Origin of the sequence: Paenibacillus illinoisensis NBRC 15959, assembly GCF_004000925.1 — a bacterium.
GTDB lineage: Bacteria > Bacillota > Bacilli > Paenibacillales > Paenibacillaceae > Paenibacillus > Paenibacillus illinoisensis.
Genome location: NZ_BIME01000004.1, coordinates 110,157 through 132,614 on the forward strand (window position 1 = coordinate 110,157; position 22,458 = coordinate 132,614).

General features: G+C 49.5%; 17 protein-coding genes. 16 read left to right on the forward strand and 1 reads right to left on the reverse strand.

Going from position 1 to position 22,458, the window contains the following annotated elements; translation table 11 throughout:
- Window positions 1-11 precede the first annotated feature (11 nt).
- From PIL01S_RS11875 to PIL01S_RS11935, 13 genes are all read left to right on the forward strand, one after another.
- A complete protein-coding gene (locus tag PIL01S_RS11875; protein WP_095289839.1) occupies window positions 12-482 on the forward strand; it encodes an N-acetyltransferase in 471 nt (156 codons plus the stop codon).
- Between the two features lie 253 nt (window positions 483-735).
- Window positions 736-1,767: a heat-inducible transcriptional repressor HrcA gene (hrcA, locus tag PIL01S_RS11880; protein ID WP_127537736.1), complete on the forward strand. Its 1,032-nt coding sequence runs from the start codon at window positions 736-738 to the stop codon at window positions 1,765-1,767.
- Between the two features lie 66 nt (window positions 1,768-1,833).
- Window positions 1,834-2,412 (forward strand): nucleotide exchange factor GrpE, encoded by a 579-nt coding sequence (gene grpE, locus PIL01S_RS11885; protein ID WP_127537737.1) that lies wholly within the window; start codon window positions 1,834-1,836, stop codon window positions 2,410-2,412.
- A gap of 153 nt (window positions 2,413-2,565) precedes the next feature.
- Window positions 2,566-4,404 carry a molecular chaperone DnaK gene (gene dnaK, locus PIL01S_RS11890; RefSeq protein ID WP_095289845.1) on the forward strand — a complete coding sequence of 613 codons (1,839 nt, stop codon included), beginning with the start codon at window positions 2,566-2,568 and terminating at the stop codon, window positions 4,402-4,404.
- Between the two features lie 135 nt (window positions 4,405-4,539).
- Entirely contained in the window at window positions 4,540-5,661 is a 1,122-nt protein-coding gene (dnaJ, locus tag PIL01S_RS11895; protein ID WP_095359516.1) for a molecular chaperone DnaJ, read from the forward strand.
- A 234-nt stretch (window positions 5,662-5,895) separates the two neighbouring features.
- The gene (locus tag PIL01S_RS11900; RefSeq protein ID WP_127537738.1) at window positions 5,896-6,264 is read left to right on the forward strand and encodes a hypothetical protein; all 369 of its coding nucleotides are present in this window, start codon (window positions 5,896-5,898) and stop codon (window positions 6,262-6,264) included.
- 44 nt (window positions 6,265-6,308) lie between these two features.
- Window positions 6,309-6,488: a YfhD family protein gene (locus PIL01S_RS11905; protein ID WP_095289850.1), complete on the forward strand. Its 180-nt coding sequence runs from the start codon at window positions 6,309-6,311 to the stop codon at window positions 6,486-6,488.
- Window positions 6,481-6,873, forward strand: coding sequence for a hypothetical protein (locus PIL01S_RS11910; protein WP_127537739.1), 393 nt, complete (start codon window positions 6,481-6,483; stop codon window positions 6,871-6,873). The genes PIL01S_RS11905 and PIL01S_RS11910 overlap by 8 nt, the downstream gene beginning before the upstream one ends.
- Before the next feature lie 162 nt (window positions 6,874-7,035).
- Complete coding sequence (gene prmA, locus PIL01S_RS11915) at window positions 7,036-8,001, forward strand: 50S ribosomal protein L11 methyltransferase (RefSeq protein WP_127537740.1); 966 nt, start codon at window positions 7,036-7,038, stop codon at window positions 7,999-8,001.
- Window positions 8,002-8,004: 3 nt separating this feature from the next.
- Window positions 8,005-8,682 carry a site-2 protease family protein gene (locus PIL01S_RS11920; protein WP_127537741.1) on the forward strand — a complete coding sequence of 226 codons (678 nt, stop codon included), beginning with the start codon at window positions 8,005-8,007 and terminating at the stop codon, window positions 8,680-8,682.
- A gap of 145 nt (window positions 8,683-8,827) precedes the next feature.
- Complete coding sequence (locus tag PIL01S_RS11925) at window positions 8,828-9,592, forward strand: RsmE family RNA methyltransferase (protein ID WP_127537742.1); 765 nt, start codon at window positions 8,828-8,830, stop codon at window positions 9,590-9,592.
- Window positions 9,593-9,594: 2 nt separating this feature from the next.
- Window positions 9,595-10,941 (forward strand): tRNA (N(6)-L-threonylcarbamoyladenosine(37)-C(2))-methylthiotransferase MtaB, encoded by a 1,347-nt coding sequence (gene mtaB / locus PIL01S_RS11930; protein WP_127537743.1) that lies wholly within the window; start codon window positions 9,595-9,597, stop codon window positions 10,939-10,941.
- Between the two features lie 112 nt (window positions 10,942-11,053).
- Complete coding sequence (locus PIL01S_RS11935) at window positions 11,054-11,488, forward strand: NUDIX hydrolase (RefSeq protein ID WP_127537744.1); 435 nt, start codon at window positions 11,054-11,056, stop codon at window positions 11,486-11,488.
- Window positions 11,489-11,540: 52 nt separating this feature from the next.
- Here PIL01S_RS11935 and PIL01S_RS11940 read toward each other — a convergent pair whose 3' ends face one another.
- A complete protein-coding gene (locus tag PIL01S_RS11940) occupies window positions 11,541-12,542 on the reverse strand; it encodes a Na/Pi cotransporter family protein (RefSeq protein ID WP_127537745.1) in 1,002 nt (333 codons plus the stop codon).
- Between the two features lie 493 nt (window positions 12,543-13,035).
- Here PIL01S_RS11940 and PIL01S_RS11945 point away from each other — a divergent pair, with 493 nt between their 5' ends.
- From PIL01S_RS11945 to addA, 3 genes are all read left to right on the forward strand, one after another.
- Complete coding sequence (locus tag PIL01S_RS11945; protein WP_127537746.1) at window positions 13,036-14,415, forward strand: class I SAM-dependent rRNA methyltransferase; 1,380 nt, start codon at window positions 13,036-13,038, stop codon at window positions 14,413-14,415.
- Window positions 14,416-14,600: 185 nt separating this feature from the next.
- On the forward strand, window positions 14,601-18,104 hold the full coding sequence (addB, locus tag PIL01S_RS11950; protein WP_127537747.1) for a helicase-exonuclease AddAB subunit AddB: 3,504 nt from the start codon (window positions 14,601-14,603) through the stop codon (window positions 18,102-18,104).
- A complete protein-coding gene (gene addA, locus PIL01S_RS11955; protein WP_127537748.1) occupies window positions 18,101-22,363 on the forward strand; it encodes a helicase-exonuclease AddAB subunit AddA in 4,263 nt (1,420 codons plus the stop codon). The genes addB and addA overlap by 4 nt, the downstream gene beginning before the upstream one ends.
- The last annotated feature ends 95 nt before the right edge of the window (window positions 22,364-22,458 follow it).

Sequence of the window (22,458 nt, forward strand, 5' to 3'; positions counted from 1 at the left end):
AGGAGAGCGGGATGTCGGCGATATGCAGAAAAGCCGTGCCGGAAGATGTTGAACCATTGTTTGAAATGATTAAGGGATATGCTGAACGTGGGATCATGCTTCCGCGATCAAGGGAAGTACTGCATCGGCAGCTGGAACACTTTGTTGTAGCCGAAGTAAACGGTGAGGTGGTGGGCTGCGGCTCGCTGTGCCGTCTCGGTAATGATCTGGTGGAAGTCAGATCACTTGGCATCTCTGAAGGACACAAAGGCATGGGTATTGGTTCCTTGCTGCTGGACCGTTTGGTGGAGGAAGCTGAGAAGCAGCAAATCCCCAAGGTCATGGCCCTGACATATGAAGTCTCCTTTTTCCTCAAAAATGGGTTTGCCGTGGTGAACAAGGAGATATTCCCGGAAAAAGTGTGGACAGACTGTGTTCATTGCAGCAAGCAGGACTGCTGTGATGAGATCGCGGTGCTGAAGGAATTGAATGTATCTGCATAAAATATGAAGGACCACATGCTTCGGAAGAATGTAAATTTCGTCTGAGCAGGGTCCTTTTCTTTTATAGCAATAAGTGACTGACACTGTTATGACTGGCTAGGAATAGTCTATACTATAAATAGATGAGTGCACTCATCAAACTGACTTGACAATCTTCACGTCAGTTTGGTATTTTTGTATTACCGCTTAGCACTCATCTAACCGGAGTGCTAACGACATGGGACGGTACAGTCAGAAGGAGGGAATACTCACCATGTTAACAGAGCGTCAACGTATGATTCTGAACGCTATAGTGGATGACTATATCCGTTCAGCTGAGCCCGTAGGGTCCCGAAGCATTTCCAAAAGGGGAGATGTTGGATACAGTCCGGCTACGATCCGTAATGAAATGGCGGATCTCGAAGATATGGGTTTTCTGGAACAGCCGCATACCTCGGCAGGCCGTATCCCTTCGCATAAAGGCTATCGATATTATGTCGATCATTTGGTTCCATGGAATCAGGTGGAGCCGCAAGAGCTGGATGATCTAAAATCATTCTTTGCCGAAAAACTGAATGTCATGGAGCAAGTGATTCAGCATGCATCAGTCATCTTGTCGCACATGACCAATTATACTTCAATCCTGCTTGGACCCGAAGTGTTTCACACATCGCTGCGCCATTTTCAACTGCTTCCGCTAAATGAAAATACGGCCGTGGCTATTATTGTGACTAACACGGGTCAAGTGGAGAATAAGACTGTTCAAATTCCTCCGGAGATCTCGGTAGCCGAGATGGAGAAAGTGGTTAACTTGCTTAACGCCAAACTGGTTGGAGTGCCAATCTACAAGCTGAAATCCCGCCTCTACACCGAGCTGGGGCAAGAGATGGAACGGCATATTTCACGCTACGAGGAAGTTATGCAGGTGCTAAACAGTGCTTTTGACAACGAACATGATAACCGTCTTTTCCTTAGTGGTGCAACGAATATGTTAACCCAACCGGAATTCAAAGATGTCGAAAAGGTAAAAGATATTCTTGACCTGCTGGATGAGACACCAACACTCATGAAATTAATGATGCCTGTACCGGGTGGACCAGGTATTCAGGTGCGTATCGGCACCGAGAATGATCATGAAGCCTTCGCCAACTGCAGTTTGATTACTGCATCCTATTCATTGGATGGAGAAGCTCTGGGATCAATCGGGATACTGGGACCCACACGGATGGATTATGCACGTGTCATTCATATTTTAAATACATTATCTCGTGATTTAACGGCTATGCTAACGCATCGCTTCAAATAGGAACTATGCCGCAAGCCATAAGGATACGGGATTGAACGAATTCATTAGTATAAGGAGGTGAACATCTTGAAAGAGGAGCAATCATTCGCAGCAGAAGAACAGGAACAGCAGGAAACGACAGCGGCCGAGAGCCAGGAACCTGTTAACGAAGCAGGAGCTGCAGAAGCGCAGGCTGAGGAGATGGCAGATCAGGGGCAAGATGAGCTCGGACGTTTGAAGGCAGAGGTTGAGGAAACACAGCAGCGCTTTGTCCGTGCTCAAGCTGATTTTGATAACTTCCGTCGCCGTACTCAAAAGGAAAAAGAGGAACTGGCGAAGTATGCTTCAATGAAGTTGGTCACCGAACTGGTGCCGGTTATTGACAACTTCGAACGTGCCATGGCTACTGTGCCGGAAGGTACGGAGTCCGAATCTTTCTCCAAAGGCATCCAAATGATCTTCCGCCAGCTGGAAACGGTGCTGAACAATGAAGGTCTGACTGCAATGGACACGGTTGGACAGCCGTTTAATCCTGAATTCCACCAAGCCATTATGCAAGTGGAGAGCGACGAGTATGAAGAAGGTACCGTTGTGGAGGAAGTCCAAAAAGGCTATATGCTGAAGGATAAAGTACTTCGTCCAGCCATGGTTAAAGTCAGCTCATAATTTTGGTTACAGAATAATGGGTCTTGCTCCATGGGGATGTAAGCTGTGACGAGGTTTAATATAAAGGTATACACACATAGAGCACGATAAGGAAGAACTGCAAATAAGGATCAGGCTGATCCATTTTAAATAGTTGAGGGAGGAAATTTTCCGATGAGCAAAGTAATCGGTATTGACTTAGGAACAACCAACTCTTGCGTAGCGGTAATGGAGGGCGGCGAGGCAGTCGTTATCCCTAACCCGGAAGGCGCACGTACAACCCCATCCGTAGTGGGTTTCAAAAAAGATGGAGAGCGCGTTGTTGGTGAAACAGCTAAACGCCAAGCGATCACGAATCCGGATCGTACGATCATCTCGATCAAACGCCACATGGGTACTTCCCACAAAGAAACAATCGATAGCAAAGACTATTCTCCACAAGAGATCTCTGCCATCATCCTGCAAAAATTGAAATCCGATGCTGAAGCTTACCTTGGCCAAACGGTAACACAAGCGGTTATCACGGTACCGGCTTACTTCAATGACAGCCAACGTCAAGCAACCAAAGATGCAGGTAAAATCGCAGGTTTGGAAGTTCTGCGTATCGTCAACGAGCCAACTGCAGCAGCTTTGGCATACGGTATGGAGAAATCCGAAGACCAAACGATTCTCGTATATGACTTGGGTGGCGGTACATTCGACGTATCCATCCTTGAACTGGGTGACGGCTTCTTCGAAGTTAAAGCGACTAGTGGTGACAACCAACTGGGTGGCGATGACTTTGACCAAGTCATCATCGATTATCTCGTAAGTGAATTCAAAAAAGATCAAGGTATTGACCTTAGCAAAGATAAAGCAGCGGTTCAACGTTTGAAAGATGCAGCCGAAAAAGCGAAAAAAGAGCTTTCCGGTGTATTGACTACAACAATTTCCCTGCCGTTCATCACTGTAGCTGACGGCGTTCCTCAGCACTTGGAGTTGAACCTGAGCCGTGCGAAATTTGAAGAAATCTCTGCTGGTCTGGTTGAGCGTACGCTTGAACCAACTCGCCGTGCACTGAGCGATGCTGGCATGACTGCTAATGATATCGACAAAATCGTTCTGGTTGGTGGTTCCACGCGTATTCCTGCAGTACAGGAAGCGATCAAGAAACTGACTGGTAAAGAGCCTCACAAAGGCGTTAACCCGGATGAAGTTGTAGCTTTGGGTGCAGCTGTACAAGCGGGCGTACTGACAGGTGACGTAAAAGACGTCGTATTGCTCGACGTAACTCCACTGTCCCTGGGTATCGAAACTGCAGGTGGCGTATTTACCAAAATGATCGAGCGCAACACAACGATCCCTACATCCAAGTCCCAAGTGTTCTCCACATATGCAGACAACCAACCAAGCGTTGAGATCCATGTCCTGCAAGGGGAACGCGAAATGGCAGCTGGCAACAAAACGCTCGGACGCTTCATGCTGGGAGATATTCCACCAGCTCCACGTGGTGTTCCGCAAATCGAAGTTAGCTTCGATATTGATGCCAACGGTATCGTTAACGTATCTGCAACAGACAAAGGTACGAACAAAACGCAAAAAATCACGATTACTTCTTCCAGCGGTCTGAGCGATGCTGAAGTTGAACAAATGATGAAAGATGCTGAGCTGCACGCTGAAGAAGATAAAAAACGCAAAGAGCTCGTTGAAGCGAAAAACAGCGCAGATCAACTGATCTACTCTGTGGACAAAACGATCAAAGATCTTGGCGAAAAAGCAGATGCTGGCGAAGTTGAAAAAGCCAATGCGGCAAAAGAAAAACTGCAAGGCGTGCTGGCTTCCGACAACCTGGAAGATATCAAAGCAGCTACAGAAGAACTGACAGAGATCGTTCAACAACTGTCCGTTAAACTGTATGAGCAAGCACAGGCACAAGAGCAAGCAGCTCAAGGTGCTGAAGAGCAACAAGGTTCCGCTAAACGTGACAACGTCGTAGACGCTGATTACGAAGTCGTGGATGAAGATAAAAAATAAAACTAATTCACGGTTTTTCGTGAATTAATCATCGGTGACGTTCGGATCGAGGGGAAAGTCATAGCCGGGTCTTCCGTGCTTTGACTTTCCTTTTGTCACGATGTGCGATAAGGTGAATGTTATGGGGGTGGAAGAGTGGCTGAAAAACGAGATTATTATGAGGTACTCGGCGTTGGCAAAAATGCAAGCGACGAGGAAATCAAAAAGGCCTACCGTAAGCTTGCCCGTCAGTATCACCCTGACGTAAACAAGGCAGCAGATGCGGAAGCCAAGTTTAAGGAAGTAAAAGAAGCTTATGATGTAGTCAGCGACAGCCAGAAGCGGGCTCAGTATGATCAGTATGGTCATATCGATCCGAATCAGGGTGGATTCGGCGGTGGCGGTGATTTCGGCGGCGGCGGATTTGGCGACATCTTCGATATGTTCTTTGGCGGTGGCGGCGGACGACGTGATCCGAATGCTCCGCAGCGGGGAAATGATCTGCAGTACACCATGACCATTGAATTCAAGGAAGCGGTGTTCGGCAAAGAAACCGACATTACCATTCCGCGTACCGAAAGCTGTGATACATGTCATGGTTCAGGTGCCAAACCGGGTACAAAGCCGAAGACTTGTTCGGTCTGCCAAGGTAGCGGTCAACAGGAAGTCGTGCAAAATACACCGTTTGGCCGCATGGTCAATCGTCGTGCTTGTTCGAACTGTAATGGTTCTGGTCAAATCATTGAAGAAAAATGTACAACATGCAGCGGCAGTGGTAAAGTCCGCAAGCAGCGCAAAATTCACGTTCGCATCCCAGCAGGTGTGGATGACGGCGCTCAACTGCGCATGACTGGTGAAGGTGAAGGTGGTCTGCGAGGTGGACCAGCAGGAGACCTGTATATCGTCATTCGTGTGAAATCACATGATTTCTTTGAGCGTGAAGGCGATGATATCTACTGTGAAATTCCGCTTACATTTGCTCAGGCAGCATTGGGTGACGAGATTGAGATTCCAACGTTGACTGAAAAAGTGAAGTTGAAAATTCCAGCGGGTACACAAACCGGAACGTATTTCCGTCTTAAAGGCAAAGGGGTTCCACGCTTGCGCGGCATGGGCCAAGGGGATCAACATGTAAAAGTGGTTGTAGTCACACCAAGCAAGCTGAATGATGAGCAGAAAGATCTGCTTCGTCAAATCGCTGCACTGGATGGAGAGCAAACCCATGAACATGAACAATCCTTCTTTGACCGGGTGAAACGGGCTTTCCGCGGAGATTGAGAATCGACATATAACATATGTTAGGACACTACAGCGATTAATGCCGTGGTGTCCTTTTTTCATTACATAAGATTCAAGCTTGAGTGCTGCTCCATCATTACATGACATTAGCTACCCATATAGGTGTCCCACATGGGAGATTTCTGCATAATATGAGCAATACTGCGGAAAGATAGCAAGGCGAGAACGATCATGCATAACTGTATGCGCAATATTGGGAAGTAGGTGAACCGAATGACCGAAAAAAACATTTTGGCCTATTTTCATAGTCCGGAGCAGGCCGAGGGGGCAGCCAAAAAGTTGGAAGCCTTGCGTGTGGAAGACCTGTCCATTAATCGTTTCAGCCGTTACGCAGGTATTGGACCCAGTGGCGCTTCCTATACTCCAGGAGTTTCCGGCAGCTTCTCATCATGGGTACCTGGTGCGCTTGGTACGAATGCAACAGCGGGAATCATGGCCGCAGCAGATCCCTCTGCAAGTGGCATGAGTGATGGTGGACAAGAAGGTCCTACCGGCAGAGATGTATTGTTAACAGTTGTGGTTGACGAAGAGGTTCATCACCGAGCGTTATCCATTATTGAACAAGCTGGTGGAATGATCTAGAAATAAGCGGACTAACTTACTTATTTTGAGGGAGGATTATAACGATGGCTGAACACGAACGCCCAGGCAAGATTTTGACAAAAACGGAAAAGATGAAACGGATGCAATCCGCTAAAAACGAAGATGTGGAATTCAGTGCTGAGGTCGCGGACCATGATGACGTAGAGGCACTCCGGCGCAGTGAAGCGGCTGATCGTCGTCAGGGACGGGAGCTTCATGAATGAAGAACGCTCGGCTGTAACCATCGAGGCGGTATTCACCAGCTGGTCTGAAGCCGAATCTGCACGAAGGGCTCTGGCATTGCTGCATCCGAATCAGTTGAGCATCGAGAGCCTTGCGAGCGAGTCGCTTGCAAGAGACACAGAACCGCAGGAGCATATGGATGAAGCACCTACAGCTATAACAGGGGGATTCAGTGGCGAACTGAATGTGCTTGCACTCATCAGTGATGAACCTGAGATGTTGTCCAATGGCGAGGTCACGGATATGAAAGAACAACGTGCATCCGCTCCTTCTGGGCAAGAGATCCTACTGACCGTTTCATTACCAAGCGACTATCTCCCTCAGGCGGCAGAGATGATTACCCAGAATGGTGGGCGTTTTTGCTGAAGGTTCTCCCTTTTTTTAGCATAATTTGAAACAGGATATCCGAGCAGTTAGCTGCGGGTGTCCTGTTTTTTTGCTTTAAATCTCAGGAACGGTTTTGTGCTCCTGCTCCCTTGTGTAGTACAATGATTGGGATGTTTGAAAAATGAGGAGGAAAAATCAAGTATGTTATGGCATGAACTAACAATACATACCACAGAAGAAGCTGTGGAAATGATCTCGAATTTTTTGCATGAAGCAGGTGCTGGAGGGGTCTCGATCGAAGAATCTGGCACACTAAATAAAGAACGTGATACGTCATATGGCCAGTGGTATGAGCTGCCTTTGAATGATATTCCGGAAGGTCTAGCTGTGATTAAAGGGTATTTCTCGGAAGGTACGGACATGGAAGCCCTTAAAGCCGAGGTTAACCCGAGAATTGAGCAGCTCTCCGAATTTGATATTGATGCGGGTGAGATCCGGTATGAGGTTCGTACGGTAGATGAAGATGACTGGGCTAACGCATGGAAACAGTACTTCAAGCCGGTCCGCGTATCCGATCGTTTGACGATCAAACCGACATGGGAAGACTACACACCAGAAAGTCCGGAAGAGAAGATCATCGAGCTGGATCCGGGTATGGCTTTTGGTACAGGTACACATCCGACAACATCCCTATGCTTGCGGACGCTGGAAACGGTGATCCAGGGCGGCGAGGAAGTCATTGATGTGGGTACAGGCTCAGGTATTTTGGCGATCGGTGCCATTCAGCTGGGTGCAAAGCATGTTCTGGCACTGGATCTTGATCCGGTTGCAGTTTCGAGTGCGAAGGAGAACGTGCATCTGAACGGCCTGGAGGAGCAAGTTACGGTTAAAGAGAGTGATCTCCTATCTGTTCTTGGAAGCCAAGATCCTGCATTAGGTGTTCAGCTGCCTGTGAAAGTGATCGTAGCCAATATTTTGGCCGAGATTATTATGCTGTTTATTGATGATGTATACAATGCACTGGAACCAGGCGGTGTCTATATTGCTTCAGGGATCTGGAAAAACAAAGAGCAGGTCGTGCATGATGCACTCGTTGCTTCCGGTTTTGAAATTAGTGCGGTCCACCGTGATGAGGACTGGCTGGCTTATGTTGCCAGAAAGAGGTAACGAATGGACTTTCTAAATTCGTTCTTTCGTTACCCCATTGATCAGCTTCCGTTTTTCCTGCTGACCATTCTGATTGCTTTCACTGTACATGAGTTTGCCCATGCGTACTTTGCCAATAAATTTGGGGATCCGACCGCCAAGCTGCTGGGTCGGGTCACCCTTAATCCAGTAGTGCATTTTGACTTGTTTGGTGTACTGCTGCTTGTCATTGCCGGGTTCGGTTGGGCGCGCCCTGTTCCGGTCAACCGTGCGAATTTTGACAAACCAAGATTAATGGGTGTCATTGTATCGTTCGCTGGACCGCTCAGTAATTTGCTGCTAGCTGTTGTCGGAACGATTATATACGCTTCGCTGGTTGGTTCTGGCGTCATGGGCGGGATTGAGAATGAACGGCTGTTCACGGCGATTTCCACGTTCTTTTACATGTTTAACCTGACGAACTTTTTCCTGTTTTTGTTTAACATGATCCCGCTACCACCTCTGGATGGATATCGAATTCTTGAAGATATTTTGCCACCGTCCATCAGTCGCAAGCTTCAAGGAGTGGAGCAATGGTCCATTTTCATCTTTCTACTAATTCTGATCATTCCTCCTTTGCAAAGAGTAACCATCCAACCTTTATACCAGTTGGCATATAACATGTATGTGGATTTCTCGTATTTGATTTTGGGCTTCTTTTGATAAGGTTGGATTCAAGGTTTTTTGGACTGAAATGCTGGTCAGAAGGACATAAAAGTTGTATGATCATCTGTGGCGATTGGATTCACGCCTGCCGCACGGCAGGGTGAATGCCAGTCATAACAGGAAAGAATAGGTGGATAAACCCATGCAGCGTTATTTTGTATCTGCAGAACAGCTTACAGAGCATTCTGTTATCATTCTGGGAGATGATGCGCGCCATATCGGTAAAGTGATGCGTGGCAAGCCTGGAGATAAACTGATTGTCAGTGATGGACAGAGTCGTGAGGCTTTAGTGGAGATTGAGAGTATCGAAGCTGGCCAGGTAACGGCAAATATCGTGGAATCTCTGAAAATGGACCATGAAGCCCGTATTCGCGTAACGGTGGCCCAGAGCTTGCCGAAGGGTGACAAGATGGAGACGGTTATTCAGAGGTGTACCGAAATCGGAGCGGTAGCCTTTGTACCTTTCCTCTCGGAACGGACGATTGTCCAATATGATGCCAAGAAAGAAGGCAAACGGTTGGAGCGGTGGCGCAAAATTGCCAAGGAAGCCGCTGAACAAAGTCATCGGAATCGCATTCCATCCGTCGAGCAGCCACTTTCCTGGAAAGGGCTGCTGTCTTCTTTTGAGGGCTACAGTTTGGTATGTTATTGTTATGAAAAGGAGAACGGCAAGCAGCTGCGCGATGCGCTGAAGCCGTTTATTGAACAGCTCGCACCTGATGCGGCTGCAGACGTGTTGATTGTGGTTGGACCTGAAGGCGGGTTCTCCGAAAGAGAAACGCTGGAAGCTGATCAGGCAGGCGCGGTATCCGTTGGGCTGGGCAAGCGAATATTACGTGCCGAGACCGCAGGGATGGCAGCGCTGACTTGTGTTTTATATGAATCCGGAGAAATGGGGGGAATGTAATTATGCCATCCGTGGCGTTTTACACCTTGGGCTGCAAAGTTAACTTTTATGATACAGAGGCGATCTGGCAATTGTTCAAAAATGAAGGTTACGAACAAGTGGACTTCGATGAACAGACAGCAGATGTATATCTGATTAATACATGTACGGTAACGAATACCGGGGACAAAAAGAGCCGTCAAATCATCCGTCGTGCCATTCGTCGCAACCCGGATGCGATTGTGGCAGTTACGGGCTGTTACGCCCAAACTTCGCCAGCAGAGATTCTCGACATTCCTGGAGTGGATCTCGTCATCGGAACGCAGGACCGGGATAAAATCTTACCTTATGTTCGCGAAATTCAGGAGTCCCGTCAGCCAGTCAATGCCGTACGGAACATTATGAAAACTCGTGTGTTTGAGGAGATGGATGTGCCGGACTTCGCGGATCGTACGCGTGCATTTCTGAAAATTCAGGACGGTTGCAACAACTTCTGCACGTTCTGCATCATTCCATGGTCACGCGGGCTCTCCCGCAGCCGGGAAGCAAACAGCATAGTTCAGCAAGCTCACCAGCTTGTACATGCCGGTTATAAGGAAATTGTGCTGACAGGCATTCACACCGGTGGATATGGTGACGATATGGAGAACTACGATCTGACTGATCTGCTGTGGGATCTGGATAAAGTGGAAGGCCTTGAACGGATTCGTATCAGTTCCATTGAAGCGAGCCAGATCGATGATCGGATGCTGGATGTCATTAAGCGTTCGGACAAGCTGGTACGTCACTTCCATATCCCGCTGCAAGCGGGTGATGACACCGTATTGAAGCGGATGCGCCGCAAGTATACAACCGAAGAATTTTACAACAAAATGCTTCGTATTCGTGAAGCGATGCCGGATGTTGCTATTACAACGGACGTTATCGTTGGTTTCCCGGGTGAGACAGACGAAATGTTCCGTAACGGCTATGAATTGATGAAAAAAATCGGTTTCTCGGAGATGCACGTATTCCCGTACTCCAAACGTACAGGAACACCGGCTGCCCGAATGGAAGATCAGGTGGATGAAGAAGTCAAAAATGCCCGTGTGCATGAACTGATCGACCTGTCTGAACAAATGCAGCTGGCTTATGCACAGAAATTTGTAGGTCAGGTTCTGGATGTCATTCCGGAAGGTGAAGCCAAAGGCCGTGAAGGCAGCGGGAAATTGCATGGTTATAGCGATAACTACATTCAGCTCGTATTCGATGGCTCTACGGACATGATCGGTAAAGTGTGCCGCGTCAAAGTGACCGAAGCGGGTGTAAACGAAAGCCAGGCTACGCTGGTTCGTGTACTGGAAGATAATCTGAAGTCCGCAGCGATGTAATCGAGGCGTCAGTAAAACAAGGATTTCATTTCCTTGGGGAGCGTACCCGGGGAGATGAGGTCCTTGTTTTTCAACTAAAGGCAAGACATATCTGTGAACGGGGGAAACCAGAATGAACAAAAAGGAAATATCCGCAGGCGGTGTAGTCTATCGTAAAGGGGAAGACGGCAGTCTTCAAATTCAGCTTATTGTTGATCGTTATGGCAAAACAACACTTGCCAAAGGCAAGATGGAAGCAGGGGAAACGGTAGAGGAAACCGCCTTGCGCGAGATTTTGGAAGAGACAGGCATGGTCGGCCGAATTGTGGAGCCTGTCGATATCATTGCCTACACATATCAGCACGTTGAATTTGGTCCGGTAGACAAGGAAGTTCACTATTATCTGGTTGAAGCAGAGAGCGGAAACCTGCAGCCGCAGATCGAAGAGATCAAGGGAGTCGATTGGTACGCACCAGAAGAGGCCTGGTCAAGACAGCAGCAGAACGGTTACGACAACAACGATAACATTTTGCGCGTGGCACTGAACAAGCTGGGCATTAACGTATAGTGCTTTGCCGTAGGGCGATGCTTGGTTTTTTTCCAAGTAGAGGAGCCAAGCATCATGCCGCGGGCGATTTCGCTGATGGAGCGGAGGCAGGTGGTTTTTTGTGCCAGATTGGCAGATAGCACAGGGGTAATGCAAGCAGTGAGCTGATGATGTTAAAAAGGGTCTGGGCATGCGCAATCTGTGCCCCGTAGTCCGCTGACAGCCAAGCTGAAGCTGCATGCAGCAACCCGATCAGCGGCATAAAAAGCAAGGCTCCCGCAATGTTCAATACAACATGGGAGGCTGCAACGAATTTGCCCGCAGACGCTCCGCCAGCAGCTGCAATGACAGCCGTGACACAAGTCCCGACATTGGACCCGATCACGATGGCAATACCGATCTCCACAGGCAGCACTCCAGTAGCCGCCAGCGTAATCGCCATGCTGATGACAGCTGCGCTGCTATGAATGAGAGCTGTAAGGCAGGCACCAGCCAGAAACCCCCACCACAGGCTGTCAGCCGAGCGATCCAAAAACCACTGGAACACGCCCATGCTGCGCAGGGGGACGGCGATGGATTGCATGACTTGAATGCCGGTCATCACCAAAGCAAAACCGGCAGCTGCAAGAAAGCTGTATTGTGAGTTAATTAGGAATCTTCGGGTGTGTTCGGGGGCTGCTTGATTGCGTTCACTAAGAACAACAAAGACAGCCCAACCTGTAAGAGAGATGACTAGCAAGGGCAGGGCAGCACGTCCAATCTGTAACCCAATCAACTCGGTTGTCAGACATGTACCGATGTTCGTGCCCAGAATAATGCCTAGTGTGCGACCATAGGTAATTAATCTTGCATTCGCGAGACCAATGGTGAGCACCGTAACGGCGGTACTGCTCTGTAGTATTGCCGTGGCTCCTGCACTGAAAGCCATGCCTTTCCATGGAGCCGAAGTAGCTCGGTTAAGCCACCCGGCCAGCATTGGCCCAGCCATTCGCTGCAAGGCCGTTTCCATCAGTTTCATTCCACCAAAAAAGATAATTAGCCCATATATGAGCGGCAGCACAACATCTCTGAACATCTCGTTTCATCATTCCTTCCGTGCCTAGTCGTTATCTCATCTTATGAATAAGAGAGGACAACCATGACAGCCGGAGATCATTGGTGCGAACTGAATTGGATCAGAAGAAACGAAACGTTCGCGTTTATCCCTGGATTTCCCTTTGTAGAAAGGGAATCAGAAAAATCCAGGGATAACAGCGATCGGAGGGCCAATCCGTTCAAGTAGCGGCAACATGTACTTTGCCATTTTCGTAATTTAGGATTGGGTTTTAACCTATTCACCTCACCATTCAAGAGATACGGTGATTCGTGCAAACGGAGCGGAGGGGACGGAATTGGATCAGAGGAAGCGAAGCGTTCGCGTTTATCCCTGGATTTTCCCTTTGTAAAAAGGGAATCAAAAAAAATCCAGGGATAACAGCGATCGGAAGACCAATCCGTCCCCGCAGCGGTCTCCATTTGCACCAAACCTATCTTTTCAACTAACTAACTACAAAGGAAGTGGATTTACTTTGCCATCGGTTACACTGGAACGCAGTCGCAAAAAGCGGCTTGAACATGCACATCCATGGATATATAACAACGAAATAGCCTCTATTGACGGTAACCCCGAACCGGGAGATCTGGTCAACGTATTGAATCATCAAGGTCGTTATCTGGCGACAGGATACTATAACCCGGCTTCACAGATTACTGTCAGAGTCGTTTCATATCAACCGCTAGAGTTTGAGCAGATGGACACCGCCTTTTTTGCCGCTCGCTTCAGCGACTGCCTGCGTCACCGGGAACGTTTTATCCAGGATGGAGAGGCGTATCGCCTCGTTTATGGAGAAGCTGATTTTCTGCCGGGTCTGATCGTGGACCGTTTTGGCAGTGTTCTCGTTGTACAGTTGCTTACCTTGGGAATGGATCATTGCCGTGAAGCCATCGTACAGGCTCTGATTGAAGTGATGCAGCCGGAAGGAATCTATGAGCGTAGTGATGTGCCGATTCGGGAGCTGGAAGGACTCGAGCAGACCAAAGGACCGCTGTACGGGGAGTGCCCACGTCATGTGACGGTAACCGAGAATGGCTTGCTTATTAAAGTGGATATCGTGGAAGGCCAGAAAACAGGCTATTTCTTCGACCAGCGCGAGAATCGGGCGGCAATTGAACCGCTTATGAAGGGCTGGGGCTATAAAAGCGGAATTACGTTGCAGGAAGTGGAACAAGAGGGAAGCCACCAGCTGCTGCCTGTAAATAAAAGTGGTAAAGTGGTAACCTTCCCCTATTGGGATGGGGCTACTGTGCTGGAGTGCTTCTCGCACACGGGCAGCTTCACGCTGAATGCTTGCAAATATGGAGCCAAAAAAGTCACATGCCTGGATATTTCAGAGCATGCTATTGAAAGTGCCCGCACCAATGTAGAATTGAATGGTTTTACGGATCGGGTAGAATTTGTTGTCGCTGACGCCTTCCAGTATTTACGTGAACAGGTCAAGGGAGTAGAAGAGCGTTCCGTACGTGCGCGGGCTGCCGAACAGAAAGTGGATACCTCCAAAGCGCTTGCAGCTGGCGGCGGGAAAACATTTGATGTGGTCATTCTTGACCCACCTGCCTTTGCCAAAACCAAATCAGCAGTCAAAGGCGCCTGCCGTGGATACAAGGATATTAACCTGCATGGCATGAAGCTTGTGAATGAAGGTGGGTATTTGGTCACAGCGAGCTGTTCGTATCATATGCGTCCCGATCTCTTCCTGGAAACGATTGCGGATGCTGCCGAAGATGCAGGCAAGGTACTGCGCCTGATTGAATGGAAAGCTGCCGGCAAGGATCACCCGCAAATTTTGGGTGTGGATGAAGGGCATTACTTGAAATTTGCCATTTTTGAAGTGCGCAGCAAAACAAACTGATCTGTCATTTTGTTAAAAGTTGACGTTAAGAAACAAGTCCACGGTGTAATAAGCTGTGGGCTTGTTTCGTGTTACAGGAAACCATCCTGTCTTTACCGGATTGTGGCAAACGTATGTTCCGAACCAGGTCAGATATGTTATACTGGGAATTAAAATCTTGTTCGTGATGGTTTGGAGGATTAGACATGTCTGTACGCTTTATTATTGGCCGGGCAGGCAGCGGCAAGACGACGCTGATTACCCGGGAAATTACGTCTTTGCTTCAAAAGGAACCTCAAGGCAAACCACTTATATGGTTGGTTCCGGAACAAAGCTCGTTTCGCACCGAGCAGGCTCTGGTTTCTTCTGGCGCGATCAAAGGCACCATGCGTGCAGAAGTATTGGGTTTTCGCCGACTAGCCTATCGTATCATGCAGGAAGCGGGAGGGTCTGCGCGGATTCCAATCGGAGCCGAGGGGAAAAAGATGCTGCTTTATAAAGTACTACAGCGGCGCAAGGAAGAGTTGAAGCTTTTTGGCGCTTCGGGCAATCAATTGGGCTTTATAGGGCATTTGAATGATTTGTACAGTGAGTTTAAGCGTTATGAACTAGATCCCGGCTTATTGGAAGAAGGTCTTTCTAATTGGAATACATCTTCTTCAGCGCCGATCCTGGGTGATAAGTTACATGATTTGCTTCTTATATATCGAGATTATGAACAGGAACTAACGGAACTCTACATCGATGATGAAGACACGCTGACAGAACTGAACGAACGTTTGGCAGAGAGTGAGCTTCTTCAGGATGCACAAATCTGGATTGACGGTTTTCAGGGCTTTACACCACAGGAAATGAGCGTAATTGGAAGACTGATGCTCCAGTCCTCTTCAGTAACCATTACGTTGACCCTGGACCGGCCATATGATCACGGGGCGCTGCCCAGCGAATTAGATCTGTTCCATCCAACAGCGAGTGCATATGCGCGTCTCAAAGGTATGGCAGATGATTTGGGAGTCTTGAGCGAAACGACAGTGCTGCAGCCGGCTGTTTTGCCAAGGTATGAGCACAGCCCTGGCTTGGCCCATCTGGAATCTGGTTTCGACCGAAGGGTTCGTTGGAAAAGTGATGGCCGCGATGCGGGCGTGAAGTTATACGCAGCCGAAAATCGCAGGGCTGAGATGGAAGGTGCACTGCGGGAAATGCGCAGATTGGCCCAGGAGGAAGGCGTGCGTTATCGGGACATGGCCGTACTCGTTCGTCAGCTCGAAGCCTATGCCGATATTGCCGAGCCACTCTTTAGGGACTATGACGTGCCCGTTTTCCTGGATCGCAGAAGAAGTGAGCTTCATCATCCGCTCTCCGAATTTATTCGTTCTGCAATTGATGTCGTTCGTCGCCGCTGGCGTTACGAAGATGTATTTCGCTGTGTCAAAACGGATCTGCTGCTTCCTCGTGATGGTTCCATCACTCGTGAAGATATGGACCAGCTCGAAAATTATATACTCGCGTGTGGGATTCACGGATACCGCTGGACCGACGGCAAGCCTTGGAAATACGTCCCGAGTCTGTCTCTGGAAGACAATGGACAGGACGGCCGAAGCCGAGGGCGGGAACAAATGCTGTCGCTCATGGAAAAATGCCGAACGGTCATTACGGATCCGATGGCTGCGTTTGAGAAACGCATGATCAAGGCCAAGACGGCAAGAGAACAGTGTGCTGCACTATATGGACTGCTCGAAGACGCAGAAATTCCCTGGAAGCTGGAAATGATGTCTGCTGAGGCAGCAGCTCAGGGCGACCCGGAGCGTTCGCGGGAACATCGTCAGATGTGGGGAGCTGTCCTGGATCTGCTGGACCAGATGGTGGATATGATGGGAACGGAACGACTGGACATCGATCTGTTTGCGGGCCTGATGGAGACGGGGTTGACTGAGCTGAAGCTAGGACTTGTACCGCCGGCGCTGGATCAGGTGCTGCTCGGTTCCATGGACCGGACGCGGCTGCAGGATATCCAATATGTATTCATCCTGGGTGCCGTGGACGGTGAACTTCCGGCTGTCCCGCAGGAAGATGGCGTGTTAACGGAGCAGGAACGGGAGCTGTTGACCGAAAGAGGTATGGGTCTCGGGCCTGGCACGACAAGACGAATGCTGGACGAGCGTTTCCTGATCTATACCGCCTTGACTGCTCCAAGTAAGCAGTTGTGGTTGAGTTACCCTGTGGCTGATGATGAGGGCAAAACGCTTTTGCCTTCGGAAATCATGAGACATGTACGAAAGATGTTCGGATTGAATGAAACGCCGCTTCTTGCACAGCCGCCAGTAACGGGTTTGGAAGAAGCTCACTGGCCTTACGTTATTCATCCAGAGCAGAGTCTGTCGGTTCTGATTGGGCAGCTGCGCAGATGGCGCAGGGGTGAAGAGATTCCTGAACTCTGGTGGTCGGTCTACAACTGGCACTGCACCAATGAGAGCCTCAGACCTCAGCTGGAGCGATTGCTGGGCTCCATTTTTTATCGCAATCGTGCATTGCCACTGCGCACTTCGACAAGCCGCCGATTGTATGGCACGGAGGTGCGGACAAGCGTTTCGCGAATGGAACGATTCGTGGCATGTCCATTCTCCCATTTTGCCTCGCACGGATTACGGTTGAAAGAGCGTCAGTTATATCGTCTTCAAGCTCCGGACATTGGGCAGCTGTTCCATGCTGCCCTGAGTCAGCTGGCGATACGACTGCGTGAAGAGAACCGCAGCTGGGGCAGCCTCTCTCCGGAACAATGCCGCAAGGAAGCGGAGCAAACGGTGGATCAGATCGCCCCGCAGCTTCAGGGCGAGATTCTGTTGAGCACGAAGCGTTACGGCTACATTTTCCGCAAACTGAAGGATATTGTAAGCCGGGCTTCGGTCATTTTGGGTGAGCAATCCAGACGGGGAAGTTTTGAACCTATTGGTCTTGAGCTGGACTTTGGGCCTGGCAAACCCTTGCCGCCTCTTCGTTTCGAACTGGAGAACGGGTGTGTGATGGAGATTGTGGGCCGGATTGACCGGGTTGATGTGGCCGAGGGAGAAAATGGACTTTTGCTTCGGGTAATTGACTATAAATCAAGCCAGACGGATCTCAAATTGCATGAAGTGTACTACGGACTGTCCCTGCAGATGCTTACGTATCTGGAAGTACTGCTTAGTGCTGCCGAAGAGTGGCTGGGAGAAACGGCGATGCCTGGGGGAACATTGTATTTCCATGTGCATAACCCATTGCTGCAATCTGCGAACGGCATGACCTCAGAACAGGCGGGACAGGAATTGCTGAAACGATTCAAAATGAAGGGCCTGCTTCTGGCAGATCGTGATGCCATTGCTCAGATGGATAACACGCTGGATAAAGGCTACTCGGCCATCATTCCTGTTGCACTCAAGGCGGACGGCAGCTTCTATAGCAGCGCAGCGGTAGCTACGCCAGACCAGTGGGACACGCTGCTCGCATCTGTTCGAGGCAATATCCGGGAGATCGGGACCCGCATTACGGATGGGGATGTGGCCATAGAGCCTTATCGCATTCAGCAGGAGGTTGCATGCACATTCTGTCCGTTTAAACCTGTTTGTCAATTTGATGAGAATATTGAAGGCAATGAATATAATCTGTTGTCCAAACCGGGCAAACAGCAAATCTGGGACATGCTGTCACACAACAAGGGAGGGGAGACGTCATGACGAATATGCCAAAACCGGAAGGCAGCTTCTGGAGCGATGACCAGTGGAGTGCAATTTCCCAGAGTGGTGAAGACATTCTCGTTGCTGCAGCAGCGGGATCGGGTAAAACAGCTGTGTTGGTCGAACGGATTATTCGTAAAATAGCTGATTCTTCTCGTGGTTTCAGTGTGGATCGATTGTTGGTGGCTACCTTTACGAAGGCGGCTGCTGCTGAGATGAAGCAGCGTATTCGGGAAGCACTTGAACGTGCACTCGAGGAAGAACCTGAGGAAGAGCATCTGCGCAAACAGTTATCGCTGCTTGGGCGAGCTTCAATCACAACGCTGCATTCATTTTGTATGGAAGTCATCCGCCGTTACTATCAGCAAATTCCGCTTAACCCGGCTTTTCGAATATTGAACGAGAATGAAGGCGAAATGCTGCGTCAGGAGCTCCTGGAAGAGCTGTTTGAAGATAAATACGGGGAAGAAGGCGAAGGCAGCACATTCCGTGAGCTTGTGGACTGGTTCAGCGGTGAACGGAACGATGATGCCATGCACCGGCTTGTGCAGCGCCTGTATGATTTCTCGCGCAGTCACTCCTGGCCGGATCACTGGCTCGCGGAAATGGCGTCTGCATTTCAAGTTGAAAGCGTAGAGGCCCTTGGTCATTCAGCATGGGTACAGAGCATTTTACGTGATGCCGCACTTACCCTGAGCGGTGCAGCGGGGCTCTTGCGTCAAGGCATTGGCATTGCGTTGCAGCCGGAAGGGCCAAAACCGTATGCGGATACCTTAAAGGAAGATCTGGCCATGGTGGAGGAGCTCCTGTCTGCCGTGGAGGTTATGCCATGGGAGAGACTGCCTGAAGTATTTCAGCCCGCAGCTTTTGGCAAGTTGAAGCCCTGCAAAAAGGATCAAACCGATCCGGCGCTGCAGGAACAAGTGAAGGAACTTCGGGAGGCTGCAAAAAAGGCAATCACCGATCTGAAAGGCTCGCTCTTTGGCCGGAGTGCATTTTCCTTTTGGCAGGAGCTGGAGCAGGCTGCTCCGCTCATGCAGGAACTGTCCAAACTTGTAAGTGAGTTCGGCGAACGTTACAAGCTGGCCAAACAAGAACGTGGGCAGGTTGATTTTAGCGATCTGGAACATTATTGTCTTCACATTTTGCGTCATGAGGATTCCACGCCAGAGCTCTCCATGCCTTCAGATGCAGCAATGGAATACAGAGCGCGTTTCGATGAAGTGCTGCTGGATGAATATCAGGATACCAATACCGTTCAGGAAGATATCGTAAAGCTAATTTCCAGGGAGAATCCAGGTAATCGCTTTATGGTAGGAGATGTGAAACAGAGTATTTACCGTTTCCGCTTGGCTGAACCTGGACTATTTCTGAATAAATACCGTCAATACGACTCTCGCACCCAAAGTGATGAAGGAGAAGCAAGCACGCCGCGTGCAGGCAGACGCATTGACCTGGCACGAAACTTCCGCAGTCGTGCTGAAGTGGTTCATTCGGTAAATATGCTGTTCCGGCAGCTCATGAATGAGGGTGTAGCTGAGATCGCTTATGACGAACGGGCCCAGCTTGCCTATGGAGCTTCGTTTCCACCAGAAACCGAGGGAGATGAGGCTTATACACCGGAACTGCTTCTGATTGACCGACAAGGGGGAGGCCCGGATCTGGGTGAGAGTGTAGATGAAAATGGAGATCACCTGGCGTCGGCTGAACTGGAAAGTGCCGAACTGGAAACGGCTCAACTGGAAGCAAGGGCTATGGCTCGGCGCATTCGGGAGATCGTTGGCGATACCGATCAGCCTGCGCTGAATGTGTATGATAAGGCGTTAAAAACAATGCGTCCTGCCCGTTACGGCGACATTGTCATCCTGCTGCGCTCTGCCTTGATGTGGGCTCCGTTAATGATCGAAGAATTCAGGCAGCAGGGAATTCCGGCCGGAGGGGAGCAGAGCAAGGGTTATTTTCAGGCAACGGAAGTGGAGATCATGTTATCCCTGCTTCAGATCGTGGACAACCCAAGACAGGATATTCCGCTCGCTTCAGTCCTTCGTTCACCGATTGTGGGCTTAAATGAAGAGGATTTGGCACAAATCCGTCTGGGGGATAAAAGGCAGTCTTTCTATGACGCAGTTGTATCTGCTGCTCAGATCGGGCAAGTGACCAATGATCATAAGTTTGCAGTACAGATGCAATGGCCGGAAATCTGGTCAGAACTGGAACAGGTCCAGCAAGAGGCTGCTGTTACAGCAGAGTCAGTGGTATCTGAGCAGCAATCTCTGAATGAGGATAGCAAAAAGGATGGTTATCATGATCCAGGAGAGCACTCAGCCAATGCAGGGAAGGATTTAAAGCAGAAATTAATTCATTTTATGGGCCAGCTGGAGCAATGGAGGCTTGAGGCACGTCAAGGCAGCCTAAGTGAACTCATTTGGCGTATATACAGGGAGACTGGCTATTTGGACTGGGTAGGTGGTCTTCCGGGAGGTATACAGCGTCAAAGCAACCTGAAAGCCCTGTATGACCGTGCACGACAATATGAAGAATCGACGTCGAATCGGGGGTTGTTCCGCTTTTTGACCTATGTCTCCAGACTTCGTGAGAATGGTGGGGATCTGGGAACAGTGGCGGGATCGGGCGAACAGGACAATGCGGTCCGAATCATGACCATTCACCGGAGTAAAGGCTTGGAGTTTCCGGTTGTATTTGTGGCTGGCATCTCCAAAATGTTCAACCAGCAGGATCTGAATGCACCGTTCTTGATGCACAAGGAGCTTGGATTCGGTCCAAGATTTGTGGATCGGGAAAATAGGGTGGCTTATCCCACACTGGCTAATCTCGCCATTCGACGCAGAGCCCAGTTTGAGCTGCTGGCTGAGGAGATGCGGGTACTGTATGTCGCCCTGACTCGGCCCAAGGAGAAAATGATTCTGGTTGGGACAGTTAAGGATGCTGCCAAAAAGGCAGCCGCCTGGTCACAGATCAAAGACAGTTCGGAACTGATTCTGCCGGATTACCTGCTCGCGGCAGGACGAAGCTATCTGGATTGGATCGGACCGTCTCTAATTCGTCATCCGTCGGCGGCTTCATTACGCGCACTGGCTGGTGTACAAGGCTCCTATGCTGCTTGTCTGATGGATGATGAATCACGCTGGAGCATTTCCGTCATGTCTGCCGACTGGGTATCCAGGGAGACATTTGTGGATTCAAAACATGGTGAGGAAGACGAATTGGCAGAAGCTCGCCAAGAACGAATGAAAGCTCTACAAGCTGTGAAACCGGTGATTTTACATCCCTCCACAATCCATGGCGAGATGGATCGAGATTTACCAGATGAGCCATCACGAGATGATGTGAAGGTTGATGGGGTCGGAATGGAAACCGAATGGATGCAAAGCGTAGAGCGGCGCCTATCATGGACGTATCCATATGAAGCGGCAACCCAGGTGGCTGCGAGCACGTCCGTCTCAGAGTTAAAGACAATGCTTGCGATACAGGACCATCAACCTCTCCAAGTGATGGAGGAACTAGAAAGACAAATGAATGATGCGGAGGTTCTCAAAAACCCGCAGTCCGAACATAAGGTCAGTGAGACACAGCATGGCCGGACGGATGTCACGAGTGAGCATTCCTTCAAATTGCATTTGCGCCGCCCGAAGTTTATGGAAGAGAAACAGTTGACGGGGGCTGAGCGCGGGACCGTGTATCATACGTTGATGCAGCATTTACCTTTGGATGGAACGAATGTGGATGCCGCGATTGTGGAACAGACGCTTGCAAGACTGACCACACTTCAGATTTTGCTGCCTTATCAGGCAGAAGTGATTGAACCTGAACATTTGGCTCAATTCTTTCAGACGGAACCAGGCACGGAGCTGCTGCGAGCTGACTGGGTAAAACGGGAGATTCCTTTTATCTATGGACTTCCAGCAGAGCATTCTCCCGCCGAATGGGTGCAGCATCTGTCATCGAATGCGGGAATGCAATCCCTGGATGAAGACAGCGGACTACAGGCCTCGTTGGAGAATGAAACCGTACTTGTACAGGGGATCATTGATTGTCTCTACGAGGTGGACGGTGAGCTTACGCTGCTGGATTACAAAACGGACCGGGTGCTGGAACATCGCGGAGGATTAAACGAACTGACCAGAAACTATCGTTTTCAGCTGGAGCTGTATGGCCGGGCGATTGAAGATATTTTGGGACGCAAGGTAGATCGGAAGTGGCTGTACTTCTTTGATGGTGGACATGCTGTAGAACTTTAATGGAGCAGCTTGAAACGGAAGATATATTCGTTATATGTGCTTGCGATTGACGATGAAAGTCACGAAGGGGACGAATCGGTTTCTTAGAAACGATG